Source organism: Caballeronia sp. LjRoot29 (assembly GCF_964252755.1).
Classification (GTDB): Bacteria; Pseudomonadota; Gammaproteobacteria; order Burkholderiales; family Burkholderiaceae; genus Caballeronia.
In genome coordinates this window covers 81,190-99,117 of record NZ_CAXUPU020000030.1, presented here as the reverse complement: position 1 = coordinate 99,117, position 17,928 = coordinate 81,190, and the positions used below count along the sequence as shown (strand labels likewise).

General features: G+C 60.3%; 16 protein-coding genes and 1 riboswitch. Of the genes, 5 read left to right on the top strand and 11 right to left on the bottom strand.

What is annotated here, in order from left to right; translation table 11 throughout:
- The first annotated feature begins 297 nt into the window (after window positions 1-297).
- Window positions 298-1,776: an NAD-dependent succinate-semialdehyde dehydrogenase gene (locus ACSQ83_RS26925; RefSeq protein ID WP_436230260.1), complete on the top strand. Its 1,479-nt coding sequence runs from the start codon at window positions 298-300 to the stop codon at window positions 1,774-1,776.
- Window positions 1,777-1,841: 65 nt separating this feature from the next.
- Entirely contained in the window at window positions 1,842-3,227 is a 1,386-nt protein-coding gene (locus ACSQ83_RS26920) for an aspartate aminotransferase family protein (protein ID WP_436230257.1), read from the top strand.
- 176 nt (window positions 3,228-3,403) lie between these two features.
- Here ACSQ83_RS26920 and ACSQ83_RS26915 read toward each other — a convergent pair whose 3' ends face one another.
- Complete coding sequence (locus ACSQ83_RS26915) at window positions 3,404-3,691, bottom strand: DUF6723 family protein (RefSeq protein ID WP_436230256.1); 288 nt, start codon at window positions 3,689-3,691, stop codon at window positions 3,404-3,406.
- A gap of 397 nt (window positions 3,692-4,088) precedes the next feature.
- Here ACSQ83_RS26915 and ACSQ83_RS26910 point away from each other — a divergent pair, with 397 nt between their 5' ends.
- Window positions 4,089-4,586 (top strand): DUF421 domain-containing protein, encoded by a 498-nt coding sequence (locus tag ACSQ83_RS26910; RefSeq protein WP_414949921.1) that lies wholly within the window; start codon window positions 4,089-4,091, stop codon window positions 4,584-4,586.
- A 237-nt stretch (window positions 4,587-4,823) separates the two neighbouring features.
- The gene (locus ACSQ83_RS26905; protein ID WP_436230255.1) at window positions 4,824-8,063 is read left to right on the top strand and encodes a PAS domain S-box protein; all 3,240 of its coding nucleotides are present in this window, start codon (window positions 4,824-4,826) and stop codon (window positions 8,061-8,063) included.
- A gap of 47 nt (window positions 8,064-8,110) precedes the next feature.
- Here ACSQ83_RS26905 and ACSQ83_RS26900 read toward each other — a convergent pair whose 3' ends face one another.
- The 10 genes from ACSQ83_RS26900 to ACSQ83_RS26855 form a co-directional block, all read right to left on the bottom strand.
- Window positions 8,111-8,602: a low affinity iron permease family protein gene (locus ACSQ83_RS26900; RefSeq protein ID WP_436230254.1), complete on the bottom strand. Its 492-nt coding sequence runs from the start codon at window positions 8,600-8,602 to the stop codon at window positions 8,111-8,113.
- Window positions 8,603-8,770: 168 nt separating this feature from the next.
- Window positions 8,771-10,024 (bottom strand): MFS transporter, encoded by a 1,254-nt coding sequence (locus tag ACSQ83_RS26895; RefSeq protein WP_436230253.1) that lies wholly within the window; start codon window positions 10,022-10,024, stop codon window positions 8,771-8,773.
- A gap of 258 nt (window positions 10,025-10,282) precedes the next feature.
- A complete protein-coding gene (locus ACSQ83_RS26890) occupies window positions 10,283-10,423 on the bottom strand; it encodes a YlcI/YnfO family protein (protein WP_414949925.1) in 141 nt (46 codons plus the stop codon).
- A 186-nt stretch (window positions 10,424-10,609) separates the two neighbouring features.
- Window positions 10,610-11,116, bottom strand: a complete 507-nt coding sequence (locus ACSQ83_RS26885) for a 6,7-dimethyl-8-ribityllumazine synthase (RefSeq protein ID WP_436230252.1) — start codon at window positions 11,114-11,116, stop codon at window positions 10,610-10,612.
- Between the two features lie 85 nt (window positions 11,117-11,201).
- A riboswitch (FMN riboswitch) is annotated at window positions 11,202-11,396 on the bottom strand.
- A gap of 116 nt (window positions 11,397-11,512) precedes the next feature.
- Entirely contained in the window at window positions 11,513-12,364 is an 852-nt protein-coding gene (locus ACSQ83_RS26880) for an ABC transporter permease subunit (protein WP_414949927.1), read from the bottom strand.
- Window positions 12,364-13,155 (bottom strand): taurine ABC transporter ATP-binding protein, encoded by a 792-nt coding sequence (locus ACSQ83_RS26875; RefSeq protein WP_436230251.1) that lies wholly within the window; start codon window positions 13,153-13,155, stop codon window positions 12,364-12,366. The genes ACSQ83_RS26880 and ACSQ83_RS26875 overlap by 1 nt, the downstream gene beginning before the upstream one ends.
- Entirely contained in the window at window positions 13,152-14,171 is a 1,020-nt protein-coding gene (tauA, locus tag ACSQ83_RS26870) for a taurine ABC transporter substrate-binding protein (protein WP_414949929.1), read from the bottom strand. The genes ACSQ83_RS26875 and tauA overlap by 4 nt, the downstream gene beginning before the upstream one ends.
- Before the next feature lie 145 nt (window positions 14,172-14,316).
- On the bottom strand, window positions 14,317-15,129 hold the full coding sequence (locus tag ACSQ83_RS26865) for an amino acid ABC transporter permease (RefSeq protein ID WP_436230250.1): 813 nt from the start codon (window positions 15,127-15,129) through the stop codon (window positions 14,317-14,319).
- Window positions 15,119-15,862 (bottom strand): ABC transporter permease subunit, encoded by a 744-nt coding sequence (locus ACSQ83_RS26860; protein WP_436230249.1) that lies wholly within the window; start codon window positions 15,860-15,862, stop codon window positions 15,119-15,121. The genes ACSQ83_RS26865 and ACSQ83_RS26860 overlap by 11 nt, the downstream gene beginning before the upstream one ends.
- 1 nt (window position 15,863) lies before the next feature.
- On the bottom strand, window positions 15,864-16,700 hold the full coding sequence (locus ACSQ83_RS26855) for a transporter substrate-binding domain-containing protein (protein ID WP_436230248.1): 837 nt from the start codon (window positions 16,698-16,700) through the stop codon (window positions 15,864-15,866).
- 318 nt (window positions 16,701-17,018) lie between these two features.
- Between ACSQ83_RS26855 and ACSQ83_RS26850 the strand changes: the two genes are divergently transcribed.
- Entirely contained in the window at window positions 17,019-17,912 is an 894-nt protein-coding gene (locus tag ACSQ83_RS26850) for an amino acid ABC transporter ATP-binding protein (RefSeq protein WP_436230247.1), read from the top strand.
- Window positions 17,913-17,928: the final 16 nt, after the last annotated feature.

Genomic DNA, 17,928 nt, shown 5'->3' with positions numbered 1-17,928 from the left:
CATTCATAGGTGCCCCAAAAGCACGGTGCTCGCCAGAGCGGAGGATGTGTGAACCCCTCTTTCTCGCGAATCCTGACAGTAAAACGCTTCGCCCCGTACGCTCTCGGGCTAGCACTTCATTCGTTGGTAGGGTCGTTGAGCAGAAACCCACTCAGCATCAATCCCCGGTTCATCAAAATATATCGCGGAAACAACCCGCAACACAGAAAAAACACCACGCATAACGGTTTAGATCGAAAAAATCGCATGGCCACGAGGGCGAAAATGGACGTCATACAGCGCAATCAGGAGACACTCATGTTGCTGGGTCATCCCGTTCTCTTTAAATCACTTTGCTATGTCGATGGCCGATGGATTCATAGCGACAGCGCCGCATCCATCGCCGTGCAAAATCCCGCCGACCAAGAAGTAATCGGTCACGTACCCTTGCTAGACCGCGCGCAAATTGAAGCTGCAATCGGCGCCGCGCACCGCGCATTCGAGTCCTGGCGATGGGTCCCGCAAGATCGCCGCAGCGCAATCCTGCTCCGCTGGCACGAACTGATCCTGCGCCATCAACACGACCTCGCCGGCATCCTGTCGCTGGAACAAGGCAAACCTCTAGCCGAATCAAAGGGCGAGATCGCCTACGCAGCAAGCTTCATCGAGTGGTACGCCAACGACGCAAAACGCCTCTGCGGCCGCACCATTCCAACGCACATCAATGGCGCTCACCTAGGCACCGTCTTGGAGCCCGTCGGCGTCGCCGCGCTGATCACGCCGTGGAATTTTCCGGTCGCAATGATCACGCGTAAAGCGGCTGCCGCACTTGCCGCAGGGTGTACGGCCATCGTCAAGCCCGCGCACGAAACACCTTTCTCAGCACTCGCGCTGGCGCAACTCGCGGAAGAGGCAGGTTTTCCCGCAGGCGTGTTCAACGTGGTGCTGGGCGAACCGCAAATGGCCATGGAAACACTGGTACGCGACGTGCGCGTGCGGGCAGTCAGCTTCACAGGGTCTACTCGGGTAGGCGGCCTCGTCGCGCGCGCGGCTGCCGAGTCTGGCATCAAGAAATTGGCGCTGGAACTGGGCGGCAACGCACCGTTCATCGTGACGGAAGACGCTGATCTCGATCAAGCCGTCAAGGTCGCAATTGGCGCGAAGTTCCAGACGTCAGGACAGGATTGCTGCGCCGCAAATCGCATCTTCGTGGCCGCGCCTTTGTATGAACAGTTTGTCCAGCAATACAGCGAAGCAGTGCGCGCGCTGAAAGTTGGACCAGCCTTCGAGGCAGGCGTGGAGGTGGGGCCCCTTATGCATCAGGCTGCCTTCGATACCACCGCCGCCCGCGTCGCCGACGCCCAGGCGAAGGGCGCGCGCATTACCGCAGGCGGGCAAGCACATGCGCTTGGCGGATGGTTCTTCGAGCCGACCGTGGTGGCGGACGCAGCACCCGGCATGCGTATCTACGATGAAGAAAACTTCGCACCGACATCGGCAATATCGCCGTTCAACACGCTGGATGAAGTGGTGTCCAAAGCCAACGATACGGAGCACGGGCTGGCTGCCTACGTCTGTGCCACGCGCATGGACACGATCTTCCAACTGGTACGCCGGCTCGACTTCGCGATGATCTCGGTCAACGGCGTCAAGTTCACGGGTGCCCCCATCCCGTTCGGCGGCATGAAGGCGTCGGGCCTCGGCCGTGAAGGGGGATCGGAAGGTTTCGAACCGTTCGTCGAAACCAAATATTTTTGCCTCGGCAACCTCGGCCTGCCGCTGAGCGTCACGGCTTAACGGCATCGCGCAAGTTACACGAACCACACGAACAACCCGAATCACAGCAATCCAAGGAGCAACTCATGACACCACAACTCGAGCAACAGTTCAGCGAAGACCGCGCACACTTCATGCACCCGTCGACCCACGCGCACGATCACGCGAGCGGCGCTCTTCCGGGCAAGATCATTCGTGGAGCAAAGGGTATTCGCATCGAGGATCACGAGGGCAAAAGCTATATAGACGCCTTCGCAGGCCTGTACTGCGTGAACATTGGCTATGGCCGCACCGAAGTGGCCGATGCGATCTACGAGCAAGCCAAGAAGCTGGCGTATTACCACACGTACGTGGGCCATTCCACCGACACCATCATTGAGCTGTCGTCGCGGATTATCGACTGGTCGCCAGCAGGGATGAAGAAGGTTTATTACGGCATGTCCGGTTCGGACGCGAACGAAACGCAGATCAAGATCGTCTGGTATTACAACAATGTGCTGGGCCGTCCGAACAAGAAGAAGATCATTTCCCGCGATCGCGGTTATCACGGTTCGGGCATCGTGACGGGTAGTCTGACCGGCCTGCCGAGCTTTCATCAGCATTTCGATTTACCGATCGATCGCGTGAAGCATACGGTCTGTCCGCACTGGTACCGGAAGGCGCCGGACGGCATGAACGAAACGCAGTTTGTCGCCTATTGCGTGGAAGAACTCGAGAAGCTGATCGCGCGCGAAGGCGCCGACACCATCGCGGCTTTCATCGGCGAACCGGTAATGGGAACGGGCGGCATCATTGCTCCGCCGGAGGGCTATTGGGCCGCGATCCAGCAGGTCCTGAAGAAGCACGACATCCTGCTGATCTCCGACGAAGTGGTATGCGGCTTCGGCCGCCTCGGCTCGAAAATGGGCGCGCAGCACTACGGCATGCAACCCGACCTGATCACCGTCGCGAAGGGTCTAACGAGCGCCTATGCGCCGCTGTCGGGCGTGATCGTGGGCGAGCGGGTGTGGGACGTGATCGAGAAGGGCTCTCAGGAACATGGTCCCATGGGACACGGCTGGACCTATTCGGGCCACCCCATTTGCGCGGCTGCCGCTATCGCCAACCTGAATATCCTCGAGCGCGAGAACCTGACGCAAAAGGCGGCCGATGTGGGCGCTTATCTTGGCGCGCAGTTGCATGCTGCATTCGACCAGCATCCGCTAGTGGGTGAAGTCCGTCAGACCGGCATGCTGGCCGCGCTTGAGTTCATGGCGGACAAGGCAGGACGCAAGCCCTTCGATGCCGCGCTGAAAGTTGGACCGAAGGTGTCGGCGGCTGCGTTGCGTCGTGGAGTAATTGCGCGGGCCATGCCGCACGGCGATATTCTCGGTTTCGCGCCACCGCTCGTGACCACGCGGGCAGACGTGGACGAGATCGTCGGTATCGTGCGCGAAGCCGTGGATGAAGTCGCCGCGCAGACGATTGCCTGACACTAACGCCAAACCCACGCAAACCGGTTCCACAAGCATCGATAAATCTTGCCGCCGGCTTCGTGCCGGCGGTTTTTTTGCTGCATCAGACCAGCTCGGCACAACACGGTTCAGCGCAGCCAAGCCATGCTCGATTTCAACCGAACATCCACATAACGCCGCGACGCCCTTTCCTCTCAATCCTCCGGGTTCGCGATATCACTGGCGACAATCTGTTCGCCATGCATGACTGCCGCCTCGCGCGCGGCTTCCCGCGAGGGATACGGCCCCAGCACCGGAGATCCCTGAAAAGGGAACAACATGCGGCCGTCGGTTTTTCTAACAACCTTTAGTGTTCCTACGAACAATCCGCCGGCATTGATCTGATACGACGCATACACCGCGAAGTCCTCGGGGCTCATGCTTCCGGGCGATCCCCGGCTTTGCAGCTGGGTCATGGATAAGACAAGTTTCGGTTTTTTCATGGCTTTGTACGTGTTTCAATCGTGCCCGTGTAAAGGCGTGGCGTGCGTCCAGTCAAGCGCTGAAGCGGTCGATTTTTCCGGGTGCTGAACATCACGACGTTCACTTAAATTTCACAGCACTCAACGTTTAGCAATTCCTGGTCCGCTCGCGCAGTACGCTTCTTGCGAAGGAAAGCGGAACCAGCACAAAGCGCTTTCCGATGGCGCAATGCAGCACGTCCCAAGTTCTTTGCTTGTCCAGAATCCACGCCATTTGGACGAATGCGGCGTGGTGCCTGGCGTGAGGATCGAGGAACAGTCATCGTCAAGCCGGGCGGACACGTGTCAGCATGCGCGCAACTTGAACGCGTTTCGGCCCACGTGAAGTCATGCTCATTTGATAAGAAAAGGAAAGCACATGGACGCCTTTATCGCAGTGTTCGGCACCGGCCAAGACCTCGACTCGCTACAGATGGCCGCTCGCGCGGTCGCGGTCTTCATCGGCGCGCTGGTCTGTATCCGAATCTCCGGCCGACGTTCTTTCGGTCAGCGCTCTCCGTTCGACTATGTCGTTGCCATTCTTCTTGGCGCGACGCTGAGCCGCGTGATCGTTGGTGCTTCGCCCGCAGTCCCCACGGTGGTCGCCTCCTTCGTGATTGTGTTGCTGCACCGGGTGCTTGCATGGGGCTGCCTGCATTCACCGATGCTGGAGCGGCTGGTGGGCGGGACCGAGCGGGAGTTGTATCGCGACGGACGCTTCGACGAGAAGCAGATGTCCGCTGCCCTCATCACGCGCACCGACCTGCTCGAAACAGCGCGGCAGCAACTAGGCGCCAACGACCTTTCCGGGATCCGCGCGGCAACACTCGAGCGCAACGGAGAGATCAGCCTGATTCGTGACAAGGACACCCGCTAGGTACCTCCGCGAACCCCGGCCTTACGCGGGCCAGGAGCGAGGAAAGCGGGGCCAAGAGATCAGAGCCAGCAAGAAATGTCCCCGACAGGTGCGCTTGAAAAGTTTGCGCTGGAAACGTTGATGACGTCCTGCGAGCGGGATTTTGGAAGGTAAAATAAGCGCCTATCTATAGACGTTTAGAACTCTGCAACGCTGACGAGCGTCGTACGGTCAGACGTTGCTTATCGACCCCCGCACATGAACGAAAGACAACCGACCAATGGCCTGGGCCACGCCTTCCTGGAGGGCGGCGGCGAGGTCGCCAGGATCATCGCTTCAAGAGACTGGTCCACTTCGCCATTGGGACCGATCGAAGGCTGGTCGACCACGCTGACCGGCACCATCGCCCTGATTTTGCAGTCGCCTGTTCCCATCGTGACGCTCTGGGGTGTCGATGGCGTCATGCTCTACAACGACGCCTATTCCGTTTTCGCGGGCGGCCGCCATCCTCAGCTTCTCGGCTCCAAGGTACGGGAAGGGTGGTCGGAGATCGCGGACTTCAACGACAACGTGATGAAGGTCGGGTTAGCCGGCCGGACGCTGCGATACGAAGACCAGGAACTCACGCTGCACCGGCACGGACGCGGCGAGCAAGTGTGGATGAACCTGGACTATTCGCCCATTCGCGACGAACGGGGCGTGCCGGTCGCGGTCATCGCGATCGTCGTGGAGACCACCGCGAAGGTGCGCGCGGAGCGCTGGCTGAGCGGCGAGCGCGAACGATTGCGGCGGATGTTCGAACAGGCGCCCGGGTTCATGGCCATGCTGACCGGTCCCGACCACGTCATCGAACTGACGAACGCCTCCTTCACGCAACTGGTCGGCGACCGCACGATCCTGGGCAAGCCGGTGCAGGAGGGATTACCCGAACTGCGCGGGCAAGGGTTTGTAGAGATCCTGGACCGGGTCTACGCCTCTGGAATGCCCGTCTCGGGCAGCGCGCAGTCCATCGTGCTCAACCGGCTTCCTGGCGCCCCTGCGGAGCAGCGCTACGTCGACTTCGTTTATCAGCCGGTGCGCAACGAAGCCGGCGCCGTGATCGGCATCTTCATTCAGGGAACCGACGTGACGGATCGCCTCGTGGCGGAGCGCGCGGTTCATGAAAGCGAGCAGAAATTCCGCACCTTCGCCCAGGCCATGCCGAACCATGTCTGGTCGGCGGACCCCAACGGTCAGCTCGACTGGTTCAACGACCGGGTCTACGAGTACAGCGGTGCGGCGCAGGCCACGCTGGACGGTCAGGCGTGGGGCAACATCATTCATCACGATGACCTGCCGGCCACCGTTGGACAGTGGGTGGACGCAGTGGCATCGGGCACGACTTACGAATGCGAGTTCCGGATTCGACGAGCCGATGGCGTATACCGCTGGCATATCGCCCGGGCGCTGCCTATTCGCGACAACGTCCAGCGCATTATTCGATGGATCGGAACGAACACCGACATCGAAGACCAGAAGTCCGCAGCACGCGCTCTGGAGCGCCTGAACAAGACCCTGGAACAGCAGGTGGCGGAAAGTGTTGCCGACCGGGACCGCATGTGGCGGCTTTCTACCGACCTGATGCTGGTCGCCGATTTCCAATCGAATATCGTGGCGGTGAATCCGGCCTGGCAACAGATCCTCGGCTGGGATGAGAAGACGCTTATCGGCCATTCGCTGCTTGAGTTCGTGCATCCCGATGACCGGGTTTCGACGCTCGCCGAATTGGGCGAACTCAGCGGGGGTATCCGCACGTTCAAGTTTGTGAACCGCTATCAGCGGCAGGATGGGACGTATGTCACGCTGTCGTGGACGGCCGTGCCCGATGACCGTTTCATCCATGCCGTGGGCCGCGACATTACTGCGGATCGTGAAGCCGCAGACGCGCTGCGGCGAACCGAACTCGCGCTCCAGCAGGCGCAAAAAATGGAGACCATCGGCAAGCTCACCGGCGGCGTCGCGCACGATTTCAATAACCTGCTGCAGGTCATTTCAGGCAACTTGCAACTGCTTGCGTCGGACGTGGCGGGCAGCGAGCGGGCAGAGCGGCGCGTGGCAAATGCGCTTGCCGGCGTGAGCCGCGGCGCGAAGCTGGCGAGCCAGTTGCTGGCCTTCGGCCGCCGGCAAGCGCTCGAGCCGAAGACGATCAGGATCGGACGGCTTATCACCGGCATGGAGGACATGTTGCGGCGCAGTCTGGGCGAAGCTATCGAGATCGAGACCGTTGTTTCCGCCGGCCTGTGGAACACATTCGTCGATCCCACCCAAGTTGAAAACGCAGTCCTCAATCTCGCCATCAACGCGCGCGATGCCATGGACAACGCGGGCAAGCTGACCCTGGAAGTAGGCAACGCTTTCCTCGACGACCGCTATGCACTTGATCATGCCGAAGTGACCCCCGGACAATACGTGATGCTCGCGGTGACGGACACCGGCTGCGGGATGACACCTGAAGTACTGGCCCAGGCCTATGAGCCGTTCTTCTCCACCAAGCCGGAAGGCAAGGGCTCGGGCCTGGGACTCTCCATGGTTTACGGATTCGTTAAGCAGTCCGGTGGACACGTGAAGATCTACAGCGAACCGGGCCACGGCACGACAGTGAAATTGTATTTGCCGCGAACCCATGACAAGGAAGATCTCGGGGCGGTGCTTGAAAGCACGCCGGTTCTGGGCGGCGCCGAGACGATCCTGGTGGCTGAAGACGATGAACAAGTCCGGGTGACGGTCGTGGAGATGTTGTCCGAACTGGGCTATCGCGTGCTCAAGGCGAGCGATGCCAGCAGCGCGCTTGCAATCATCGAAAGCGGCGCGCCAATCGATCTGTTGTTTACCGACGTTGTCATGCCGGGTCCCCTGCGAAGTCCCGAATTGGCTCGCCGCGCGCGGCAGCTCATTCCCGGCATCGCGGTACTGTTTACGTCCGGCTATACGGAAAATGCGATTGTCCATGGCGGCCGGCTGGATGCCGGCGTTGAACTGCTCGGCAAGCCCTACACGCGGGAGGCGCTTGCGAGAAAGATCCGGCATGTTCTGGCAAATCAAACCCAGCGTGCCGCACTCAAGGTGGTGGCGGCGCCTTCGAGCGTACCGACAGCGGCCACGCTAAGTGCGCCTTCGGGACGCTCGCTAAGCATCTTGTTCGTTGAAGACGATGACCTGATCCGCTCCAATACGAGCGAGTTGCTCATGAGGCTGGGGCATGTAGTCCACGAGGCTGCCAACGCACAAACGGCTTTGGCACTGATTCAGAAAGAGGCGGTGGATTTGCTCATCACGGACGTTGGCTTGCCCGGTATGTCGGGCGAAGAACTCGCTATACAAGCCCGGGTTTTGCGCGGTGACCTGACCGTCATATTTGCAACCGGCCACGATCACGTTTCAAACGTGTCCGGATACTTTGTCTTGCGAAAACCCTACGACACGGCGAGCATCGCTGCGCTCTTGCGGCAGATGCAATGACCGCAGGAGGACATTTTCCCCCTTGCTTTCCCTTGCTATAAGCAAGCTTAAGAGGGTGCGTTGGCGGCAGGTGCCTCATCGGCTCCTGCCGCTTTCCGCAGGTAAGCAGCAGCCAGTCGCCGAAGCTCTTCTTCAGACGCATCCTCAATCCCGATCAGATGATTGTCCGCAGACCGGTGAGACGCAAGCAGCTCATTGAGTTTCAGGTGAAGCGCCACGCTGTCCTTGTTCTGGCCTTGCTGGATCAGGAACACCATGATGAACGTGACAATGGTCGTCCCGGTATTGATCACCAGTTGCCAGTTCTCCGAGTAGTGGAAAATCGGCCCGGTCACTGCCCAGATCACAACGCTGATAACCGCAAGGCCGAACGCCACGGGAGAGCCGGTCCAGCGGGTCACGGCGCTCGCGAAAATATCGAAGGCGCGGGTAACGGGGTGACGGGTCGCGTAAGCGGGACTCGATGTGTCAGGGACAGTGCCCAGCGCGTCCGTTGACGATTGCAATTGCGGGCCTGGGTGCGAAGTTTGCTTTCGCATCGCTTTCTCCTGTTGTCTGTGCTTCGTGTCCATCGAAGCATCAGCAAAAATCATTCCGGATAAGCGCTGCGTGTGGAGTGCCGTCTTGCGAGTTGGTTCGCATGACCTCAAGTCGGCGCAATCATGACGAGGCGCTTTCAGGCACCCTCAGGCTCCCCTCAGGCACCTTTAAGCGCCTTCAGGCAGCGCGGCCAGTTGAGTGACCGGCGAGACCACGATAACGCCTAACTGGATTGCAAAAGCGACGGTCGACATCAGCAGGCATGCGCCTACGCCGGTCTCCGTTGCAAGCGCCGCGCCGAGCAACGCACCAACAGGACGCGCTCCATAAGTTGCGGTGCTCATGATGGCTGACACCCTGCCGAGCATGGCGTGAGGCGTGATTGCCTGACGCAACGTGGTTGAACCAATCGTCCACAGCACCGGACCGGCGCCGAGCAAAAAGAAACTCACGCAGACCATCCATACTTGCGGAAAAAACAAGGTTGCGCTTATCAATAGAGATGCGAGGAAGCCGCACATAGGGCCGATAACGAGTGTCCGTCCAAAGCAGATTCGCCTCGACACTTCGGGTCCTGCCAGCGCGCCGGCCACCATGCCCGCACCATAGGCCGCCAGGCTCACGCCAATCACCCATGACGACATATGCAGGCGGTGCGCCGCGTAAGCCACGTAGACTGCCTGCAACACGAAATAGCCCAGGTTAAAGAAAACTGCGGTCAGGAGAATGGGACGTAGCAGCGGGTCGCGGAATACGAACGCGGCGCCCTCGCGGACCTCGGCGAGAAAATGCCTGCCGGTTCTGGGCAGATGCGCCGAGACCGGCAGTGCGCGTAACAGCACAACGGCGAACGCCGACAGCATGGTCGCTAATGCATAAGCCCACCCCGCTCCCACGGAGCCCACGAGCACTCCGCCTATCGCGGGACCGGCCGAATACGCCACGCTTCTGGCCAACTCGATGCGGCCATTCGCTGCCGGCAGTGCATCGCGCGGGACGAGAGAGGGAACGAGCGAAGGCGCTGCAACGCTGTAAGCGACCGTACCCGCTGCGCCGATAAAACCGCAGACAGCAAGCATCGGCAACGTGAGGAGATGGGCTCCGATCAGCAGGAGGATCGTAATCATTGCCAGCACGCGAACGGCTTCTGCGCTTGCCATCAGTCCACGTCGGGAATGACGGTCGGCATAGACGCCCATCGGTAATGAGAGGAGCAGAAAGGGTAATGTCTGGGCGGTTTGCAGCAAGCCGGTTTGCGCGGCGCTTGCGCCTAGCAGGAACACTGCAACTAGCGGTGCGGCGGCAAGACTGATCTGCTCGGCGGACTGCGCCAGCAGATTCGACCAGGCTAATCGATGGAATGCGGACGGCAGGATAATGCGGTGAGCGCGCTTGTTAAGCTCGTTTTGCGAAGAAGGCATGAAGTGGGACTCCTTGGGAGGTGGCCCAATCATCATGGTGCGCAGGGACGCACGATACGCCCCGGATCTTGCGCTTACGTTCGGCAACGTTCAAATGCTAACGATTGCGTCGTGGACAGTCAGTGGTAGTCGTCTTCCAACTGGTGCCGTACTGTCGCGAGCCGTTTACTCAGGCGAGAAAGCATTTCCTCGGCCGACATGTAGTCGCCGCTGCGCTTAGCGTCGTCCCGTGACGCGAGTCCTCGAGCAACGAACTCACTATGCTGCTGGCGACGCAGGATCTTCTCGCGAATCGCTTGTTTGACAAAACCGGAGAGACTCACCTTCCTGCAAGACGCTTTCGGCTGCCTCGCGCAATTCTGGTTCGACTCGTACAGACGGGAAAGTGGCTGTTTTCATGATTCACGCTCCATGCGCTGAAATGGCGATGCATGGTCATGTGTTTTGGAAATGAATGCAAGCAAATCCGATTAGAGGCTGCACTGGATCAGGCAGCTTCCGCGTCCCGAGCATGCTGTCATTGCAAAAAGCGCCACGCAGGCTGACATCCCCGCGTGGCGCTTTTGAGTTTGCATCCGACCTACATCATCGGACGTTTGCCAGCGCTGCGATCTTACGAATGGTATCGGCGCAAGCAGTAGCCGCCTCAACGCCCTTCACGACGAAATGCTCGTGGAAGAACTTCGTGTGTTCTTCGCCAGAGTGAAAGTGATGCGGCGTCAGTACAGCGGACAAGACCGGCGTGCCCGTTTCCAGTTGCACTTGCATCAAGCCGTTGATGACAGCCTGCGCCACGAACTCGTGCCGATAGATACCGCCATCGACCACAAGACCCGCTGCAACAATAGCCGCGTAACCGCCGCGTTGAGCGAGCAGCTTCGCATGCAGGGGGATTTCGAAAGCCCCGGCGACTTCGTAGAGATCGATGTCATCGCGGCTGAATCCCTGGGCCTGGATGGCGCTAAGGAAGGACGCTTTGCATTGGTCGACAATGTCGCGATGCCAGCACGATTGAATGAACGCGATGCGTGCACGGGGCTTGGCTGCCGAGCTAACGGCAGGATTACTTTCGAGGGTCGTTGCGAGCGTCATAAATTTAAGCCTGTTTGTGTGAACAGGGCGAAGGACGGCACGTCTCCTCTAACGCAAATGCTTTCGCGCGAGCGGACACATGCCATCCCGTTCTCTTTCATCCGGACTATGACCGTCGGCCCCGGAATCAAACCGGGTCTGCTGACCTTCGCGTTTCGCCACGCCTTCACGCAAAATGGACGGAAGATTCAAGGCAAAACACAAAGCGCTCGCGGGCTACGCGCAGAAGCTGTACGCGATTACCGCCGGTGGGGAGTTTCACCCCGCCCCGAGAACTCGTTCTTAGTGAACGGAACGTAAATTATCACGATTTTTAAAAATACGCCGTACTTAGCTAGCTATTCAACGACGGCAATGGGGTTTCTTCCGAACCATCATGCCCACGACGGGCACTCGCTAAGCCTTCCCGCGCCAGGGAACCAACCGCCGCTCCAGGGCGCGCATACCGAGATCGAAAGTCCACGCGATCAAGCCGATCAGCACGATCCCCATCACCACGACATCGGTTCTGAGAAAGCTCGACGCGTTCAACACCATCTGCCCAAGTCCAGCCGTTGCCGCCACCATCTCGGCCGCGACGAGCGTGGTCCAGCCAAATCCGATCGCAATCCGCAAGCCGGTCAGGATCTCGGGCAACGCGGCGGGCAGCACGACAAACCGCACAACCTGCGCGAAGCTCCCGCCAAGTGAATACGCGGCGTTCACCTGCTCGGCGGTTGCGCTTCGCGCACCGGCGCGTGCAGCCATCGCGATCGGAGCGAAGCAAGCGAGGTAGATCACGATCAGCTTCGCGGTTTCATCGATACCGAACCAGATCACGACCAGCGGCAAATACGCGAGCGGCGGCAGCGGCCGGTAAAACTCCAGGGGCGGATCGAGCAGGCCTCGCGCAATGCGGCTGACGCCCATCAGGATGCCGACAGGCACGGCCGTCACGCTCGCCAATGCGAACGCGCCGAACACGCGAATGGCGCTCCACAGCAAATGCTCGGACAGCGGCAAGCCGCCTTGAATACGGCCATTCCATGCGTCAATGAATGCGCTCCACACCGCTTGCGGTGAGGGCAGGAAAAGCGGCGCTACCCAATGAAATGACGTTGCCGCCCACCAGAGCGCGGCAATGGCTGCAACTGACAACACGCTCAATGCAGCTGTCGGACCTTCACCTGGAAGGCCACGACGCGGTTTGCGTTTTAGCTTAGGCCGCGACACGGCTGCAGCGGTTGGTAACGAGTCGATCGAACTCATCAGGTCACCTCCTGCAGCGTAGCGTGAGATCCGTCATGCAATCGTCGAACCAGCCGCTCGCGCCACTCGATAAATTCGGGCGACGACTTCACCGCGCGGGCATCGCGAGATTCAAGAAACTGCCGCGCGAACGTTAATGTGTGGCTTTCCGCGATGCGTCCAGGACCCGGTGTCATCAAGACCAGCCGCGTGGCAAGAAACAACGCTTCCTCCACGCTGTGCGTGATGAACAAAATGGTCTTGCGGGTGCGGCCCCAGACATCGAGCACGAGTTCCTGCATGGTCTCGCGAGTCAATGCATCGAGTGCGCCCATGGGTTCATCCATCAGTAACACTTGAGGATCGCTGGCAAGCGCGCGTGCGATTCCCACGCGTTGCTGCATCCCGCCCGAGAGCGCGTAGACGCGCGCGTTCGCGTGCTTTTCCAGGCCCACCAGCGCCAGCGTGTCGCGCGCAATCTCACGACGCCGCGTGCGCCCGACACCTTGAAAACGAAGCCCGAGCGCGACGTTGTCGATCACGTCGAGCCATGGCATCAATGCATATTTCTGAAAGACGACGCCACGTTCGGCACCGGGTCCGATGACCGGCTCGCCGTTCAGCCGCGCCTCGCCCGCAGTCGGATCGATGAAACCTGCGAGACAGTTCAGCAGCGTCGTCTTACCGCATCCGGAAGCACCGAGCGCGACCACGAACTCACCGCTGTCGATCTGCAGATCGACGCCCTCCAGAGCGGCTGATGTCGCGCCTTCATAGGTCACGCCGAGGCCGCGAATGTCCAGCGTGCTCATCGCGATGCTTGCTGCACGAAGCGCGGGTCAACGCCAACCGAATAGTCGGGCAGCAGGTTCTGGATCGTGCCTTGCGTCTTCAGGAAGGCTGCCGTTGCCGCCAGCGACTTCGCCGCGCCCGACTGAGCGCCACCGCCAAGCCAGGCCGGCGAAGCCTGCTCGGCGAGGGTCGGGAAGGCATACAGCGCGAGACTCGCAGGCACGTCGGCAGCCGTTGCTCCCGATTCCTGCGCTACACCTTCAACTTCCTTCGACCCGGCTGTCCAGGCGGATTTATTGTTCCGATACTGCGTGTCGGTCGCGGCAAGCACCTTGACGAGGTTAGTCACGAACGCTTCGTTATCCTGGGCAAATTTGCGGCTGACGGCGAAACCGTCGAAGGTCGCCTTGCCGGTTTCCTTCGCAACTTCACCCGACGTAATCAGCACCTTGCCGTTCTTCTTGACCTTCGCCAGCACCGGATCCCAGATATAAGTGGCGTCAATGTCGCCGCGTTCCCAGGCCGCAGCCACTTCAGGCGGCCGCAGGTTCAGGATCTTCACCGTCGACGGATCGACGCCGGCATTTTGCAATGCGACAAGCGCATGGAAGTGCGAGGTGGAGACGAACGGCAGGCCAATCTTCTTGCCTTTGAGATCGCTTATCTTCGTCACGCCGGAGCCGTCGCGGGCAACGAGCGCTTCGGCGTCGTTGATGTTGTCGAGGATCCAGAACAAGGAGATGTCCACGCCTTGCGAGAGGCCGGCCGCGATCGGGCTGGACCCGGCTTCGCCCAGTTGAATCGACCCGGACGCGAGTGCGCGGATTACGTCCGCACCGCTGCCGAGCTTGCGATACGTCACCTTATAGCCCGTCGCTTTTTCCACTGCGCCGCTCACTTGAGCGTAGCGCCATGGTACGACCATGTCCTGGTAACCGATCACGACTTCTCGCGATTGAGCATGAGCGGCGCTGGCGGCTACGGCGAAAAGTGCAACCCCGGCGCACGCGCGGAGAGAGGAGAAAAAGCGTTTCATCGGAAGCCCCGGTTCAAGAGTGTCTTGTGGAAGGGTTTCGACTATAAGCAATCCGCGCTCAAGCGGTTAGAAGCATTCGTGCGTTGCAAATGACGTTGTTCAAGCGTTGCTTTTCATGTTGCGTTGGAAGGTTTTACTCAGTGCTTCATACAGTCCTCAGGCGTTTTTCAAACGTGCGCGTGAGCCACGAAATGGGATAGCAGTAGGCGAAGAAAATCACGAGCGTCGCGACGTAGGTCAGCACCGTAAAGCTGCTGCGCGCGACCGTGCTGCTGGCGATCTGCGCGGTGTCCAGCAAGTCGTGAATGCCGACCAGCGATGACAACGCGGTCCCCATGGTGATGATGGCGTACACGTTCATCCAAGGCGGCAACATGCGGCGTATGCATTGCGGCACGACTAACTTCAGCAGGATCTGCGAACGGGAAAACGCAAGCGAAGCCGCCGTTTCCCATTGCGCTGAAGGGATGGAGGACACCGCGCCGCGAAATACTTCCGCTATGTTCGCGCTTGCCGGGAGAGCGAGCCCGAGCATGACCTTGAGCCAGTCGGGAAACGGCACGATGGCGCCGAACACATGGATCTCGAAGGGAAACACATAGGTGGTGAAGTAGATCAGCACGAGCCACGGCGCGTTGCGAAACGCGACAATCCACACTCTCGCCAGCTTCCCGACGAACGATTTCGACATTGCGAGCGCACCCGCGAGCAGGCCGATCAACGTTCCTATGAAGATTGCGCCGATACTGATCAGCACGTTCATCGCAAAGCCGTGCGCCAGCGCCGGCGCCCATTCGACGAGGCGTGCCAGCGTCTCGCCGCGCGAGCCGGTATCGGGCGCGAGCGACCACAATACGGCGCCCGTCGCCAGCACGCCGAGTACGGCATAGAGGCCGGGCAGCAAGCGGTTGAGGTTGAGCGCGAGCTTGCCCACGGTGGAAGCCGAATCAGTAGCCATAACCGGGAATCCTGTAACGGCGCTCGAGCCAGCGGCCGGCGAGCGTGACGAGCCAGGTGAGCACGCCGAAGAACGCGAGAATCAGCAGCATCAACGCGAGCACGTTGTCGCGCTGGGTCCAGATCATGATGGACTGGTAGGTGACGTCGCCCACCGCAATCGCCGATGCCACCGCCGACGCTTTCACCAGTTCCACCATGTTGTTAGCGAGTGCCGGCAGCGCCGCGCGCAACGCGAGCGGCAGCTCGATGCGCCAGAAACGGGTGGCGCGGCTAAAGCCGAGCGAAGCCGCGCCTTCCAGTGTTTGAGAAGGCAGTGCGTCAAATCCGGCACGCAGCGCTTCGGCGTGAAACGCCGCCTTGTGCAGCGACAACACGAGTACGACCCAGAAGAACGGCTTGAACGGGTTATCGATACCGCGCGCATGCAGCCACTGCGTAATCAGCATGTTGAGCACGAGAAACGCGCAGTAGAGCTGCACCAGCGTGGGCGTATTGCGGGTGACTTCAATGAAACCGCGCGCCAGCCCGGCGATCAGCCGGTTGCGCCCGCGCAGTGCGAGCAGCAGCACGAGCCCGGCAATGGCGCTGGCGGTCATGGTCGAAACGATGATCTCGATGCTGACACCCAGCCCCTGCACGAACGGCACGCGCTCGTAGTCGTCGAGCAGGAAGCGGTAGTCGAGCCCGATACGCGCTGTCGCCGTAATGAAGCCGTGCAGCAGCGTCTCCATGCTAGTTCTCCGCGGGCAATTGGCGGTGCCACTCGGCCAGCGCGGGCGACGGCGGGTTGAGGCCGTTCTTCGCCTCGGTCGCAATAAACCAGCCGTTACGATGCAGATCGCGCACGAATGTATCGAGTTTGGCGGCGGTGTCGTGTTCGCCCTGACGGACCCAGATCACCGACGGCGCGGGTTCTATCTCAGGTTGCAGCACGCGGTAGTCATGCCACTCAGGGTCACTCTGCAATAGCGGATAAAGCAGTGGCGCAGCGTCATGAACGGCTGCGACACAACTGCCGCCACGCAACGCAAGCAGCGACTGGGAAGCGCCTGGAAAGGCTCGCGGGATCGCGCCGTAGCGTTCGACTACCGGGCGGATATAACTGCTGCCCTGCGAGATGCAAACCGGCTTGCCGCGCAGGTCTTCCCAGCGCGTAATACCGCTTGTTTTAAGGGTGATTGCCGTTCCGCCGACGCGGTAATAGGGCGTGGCCACGTGATCCAGAATCTCGCCGCGCTGGGCGTTGTACTCCATGTTCGCGATCAGGATGTCGACCTTGCCCTGCTGGAGAAACTGAACCCGCGTGGAAGGCAACACCGACACCAGTTGCACCTTCGCGCCCAGGCGTTTGCCGAGTTCGTTCGCGAGGTCCACGTTAAAACCCCGGGGTTGTTGCGTCGCGGGATCGAGTGAACCGAACGGACTGCCGCCGATCAGCACACCGACCGCAAGTTCGTGACGGGAGTTGATTCTGTCGAGGGTGGCATCCGCGTGTGCGGCAAAGGATGCTGCCGTGGCCGATGCGAGCAGGAGAGGCGTAAGCAAGCGGCGCAGGTTCGTCAGGGTCATGGCGTTGCATAGGATCGGGAGAGCCAGACAGAATAGTTAAGCGCCTGCGGGTCTCCAAGGAAGCGAATCTGCTAAGCAAATTACCGGGGCAGCGGATAAGGGTCTTAAGAGCTACGCGGAGAGTGGAGCGCATCCTTAGCAAGGAGGCTGCTATCGATTCGACGAATGCTTGGTTATCGAAAAAGGGCGCGGTTCTTAAAATCTTCGTTCCAGCATGCTTTTGTGCGCTCGAGAATTAAGAAGGAACCCCGCGATGACACAGTTGATTCGTTCGAGACGTAGGGTCAGCGCTCCTGCAGCAACGCCCGTGGAGGCCGCATGAGTCTGCTAGCACTCGCGCTCGATCCGCTTCAGGACTCTCAACCCCTCGCCTATGCGCCAGCGCGACCGGGCGCTGCGGGAAGCGCCGATCCCGTGCTCGTTTCGTTGCGCGACGTCCACCTCTCTTACGGGACGGTGCCAGTGCTCAAGGGTATCGATCTGCGCGTGCGGCGCGGCGAAGCCGTCTCTATCATCGGACCATCCGGCTCCGGTAAGTCCACGCTTCTACGTGTGATCAACGGCCTTATCGCGCCGCAGCAGGGCGAAGTGCATGTCGATGGAATCGATGTCCGCGCGCAGCATACCGATGCGCAGAAGATTGCGCTGCGCAAGCGCATTGGCTTCGTGTTCCAGCAATACAACCTGTTTCCGCACTTGAACGTGCTTGCCAACCTCACCATTGCGCCCATGAGTGTGCTTGGGCGAAGCCGCGCGGAAGCCGAGCACGACGCGCACGCTCTGCTTGCGAAGGTCAGGTTAGCTGACAAGGCCCATGCGTATCCGGGCGAGCTATCTGGCGGGCAGCAGCAGCGTGTTGCTATTGCACGGACATTGGCCATGCGTCCCGACCTGATTCTCTTCGATGAAGTGACCTCTGCACTCGATCCTGAGACGGTGGGTGAAGTGCTGACGGTGATTGGCGAACTCGTGGACGATGGCCAGACCTGCGTGCTCGTCACGCATGAAATGCGCTTTGCCGAAGATGTCAGCGACGAAGTGTTTTTCACGGAGGGCGGCGTGATTGTCGAGCACGGCGCTCCGTCGCAGATTTTCAGCGCGCCGGAGAATGAACGCACGCGGCTGTTCCTGCGACGGGCGCGCGGCGATGACCGGCGCGCGCTGCGCAAACGCTCGCGAAACAGTGCGGCGCTCGCTTTGGCTGCTCCCTGAACGCGCAAGACTTATC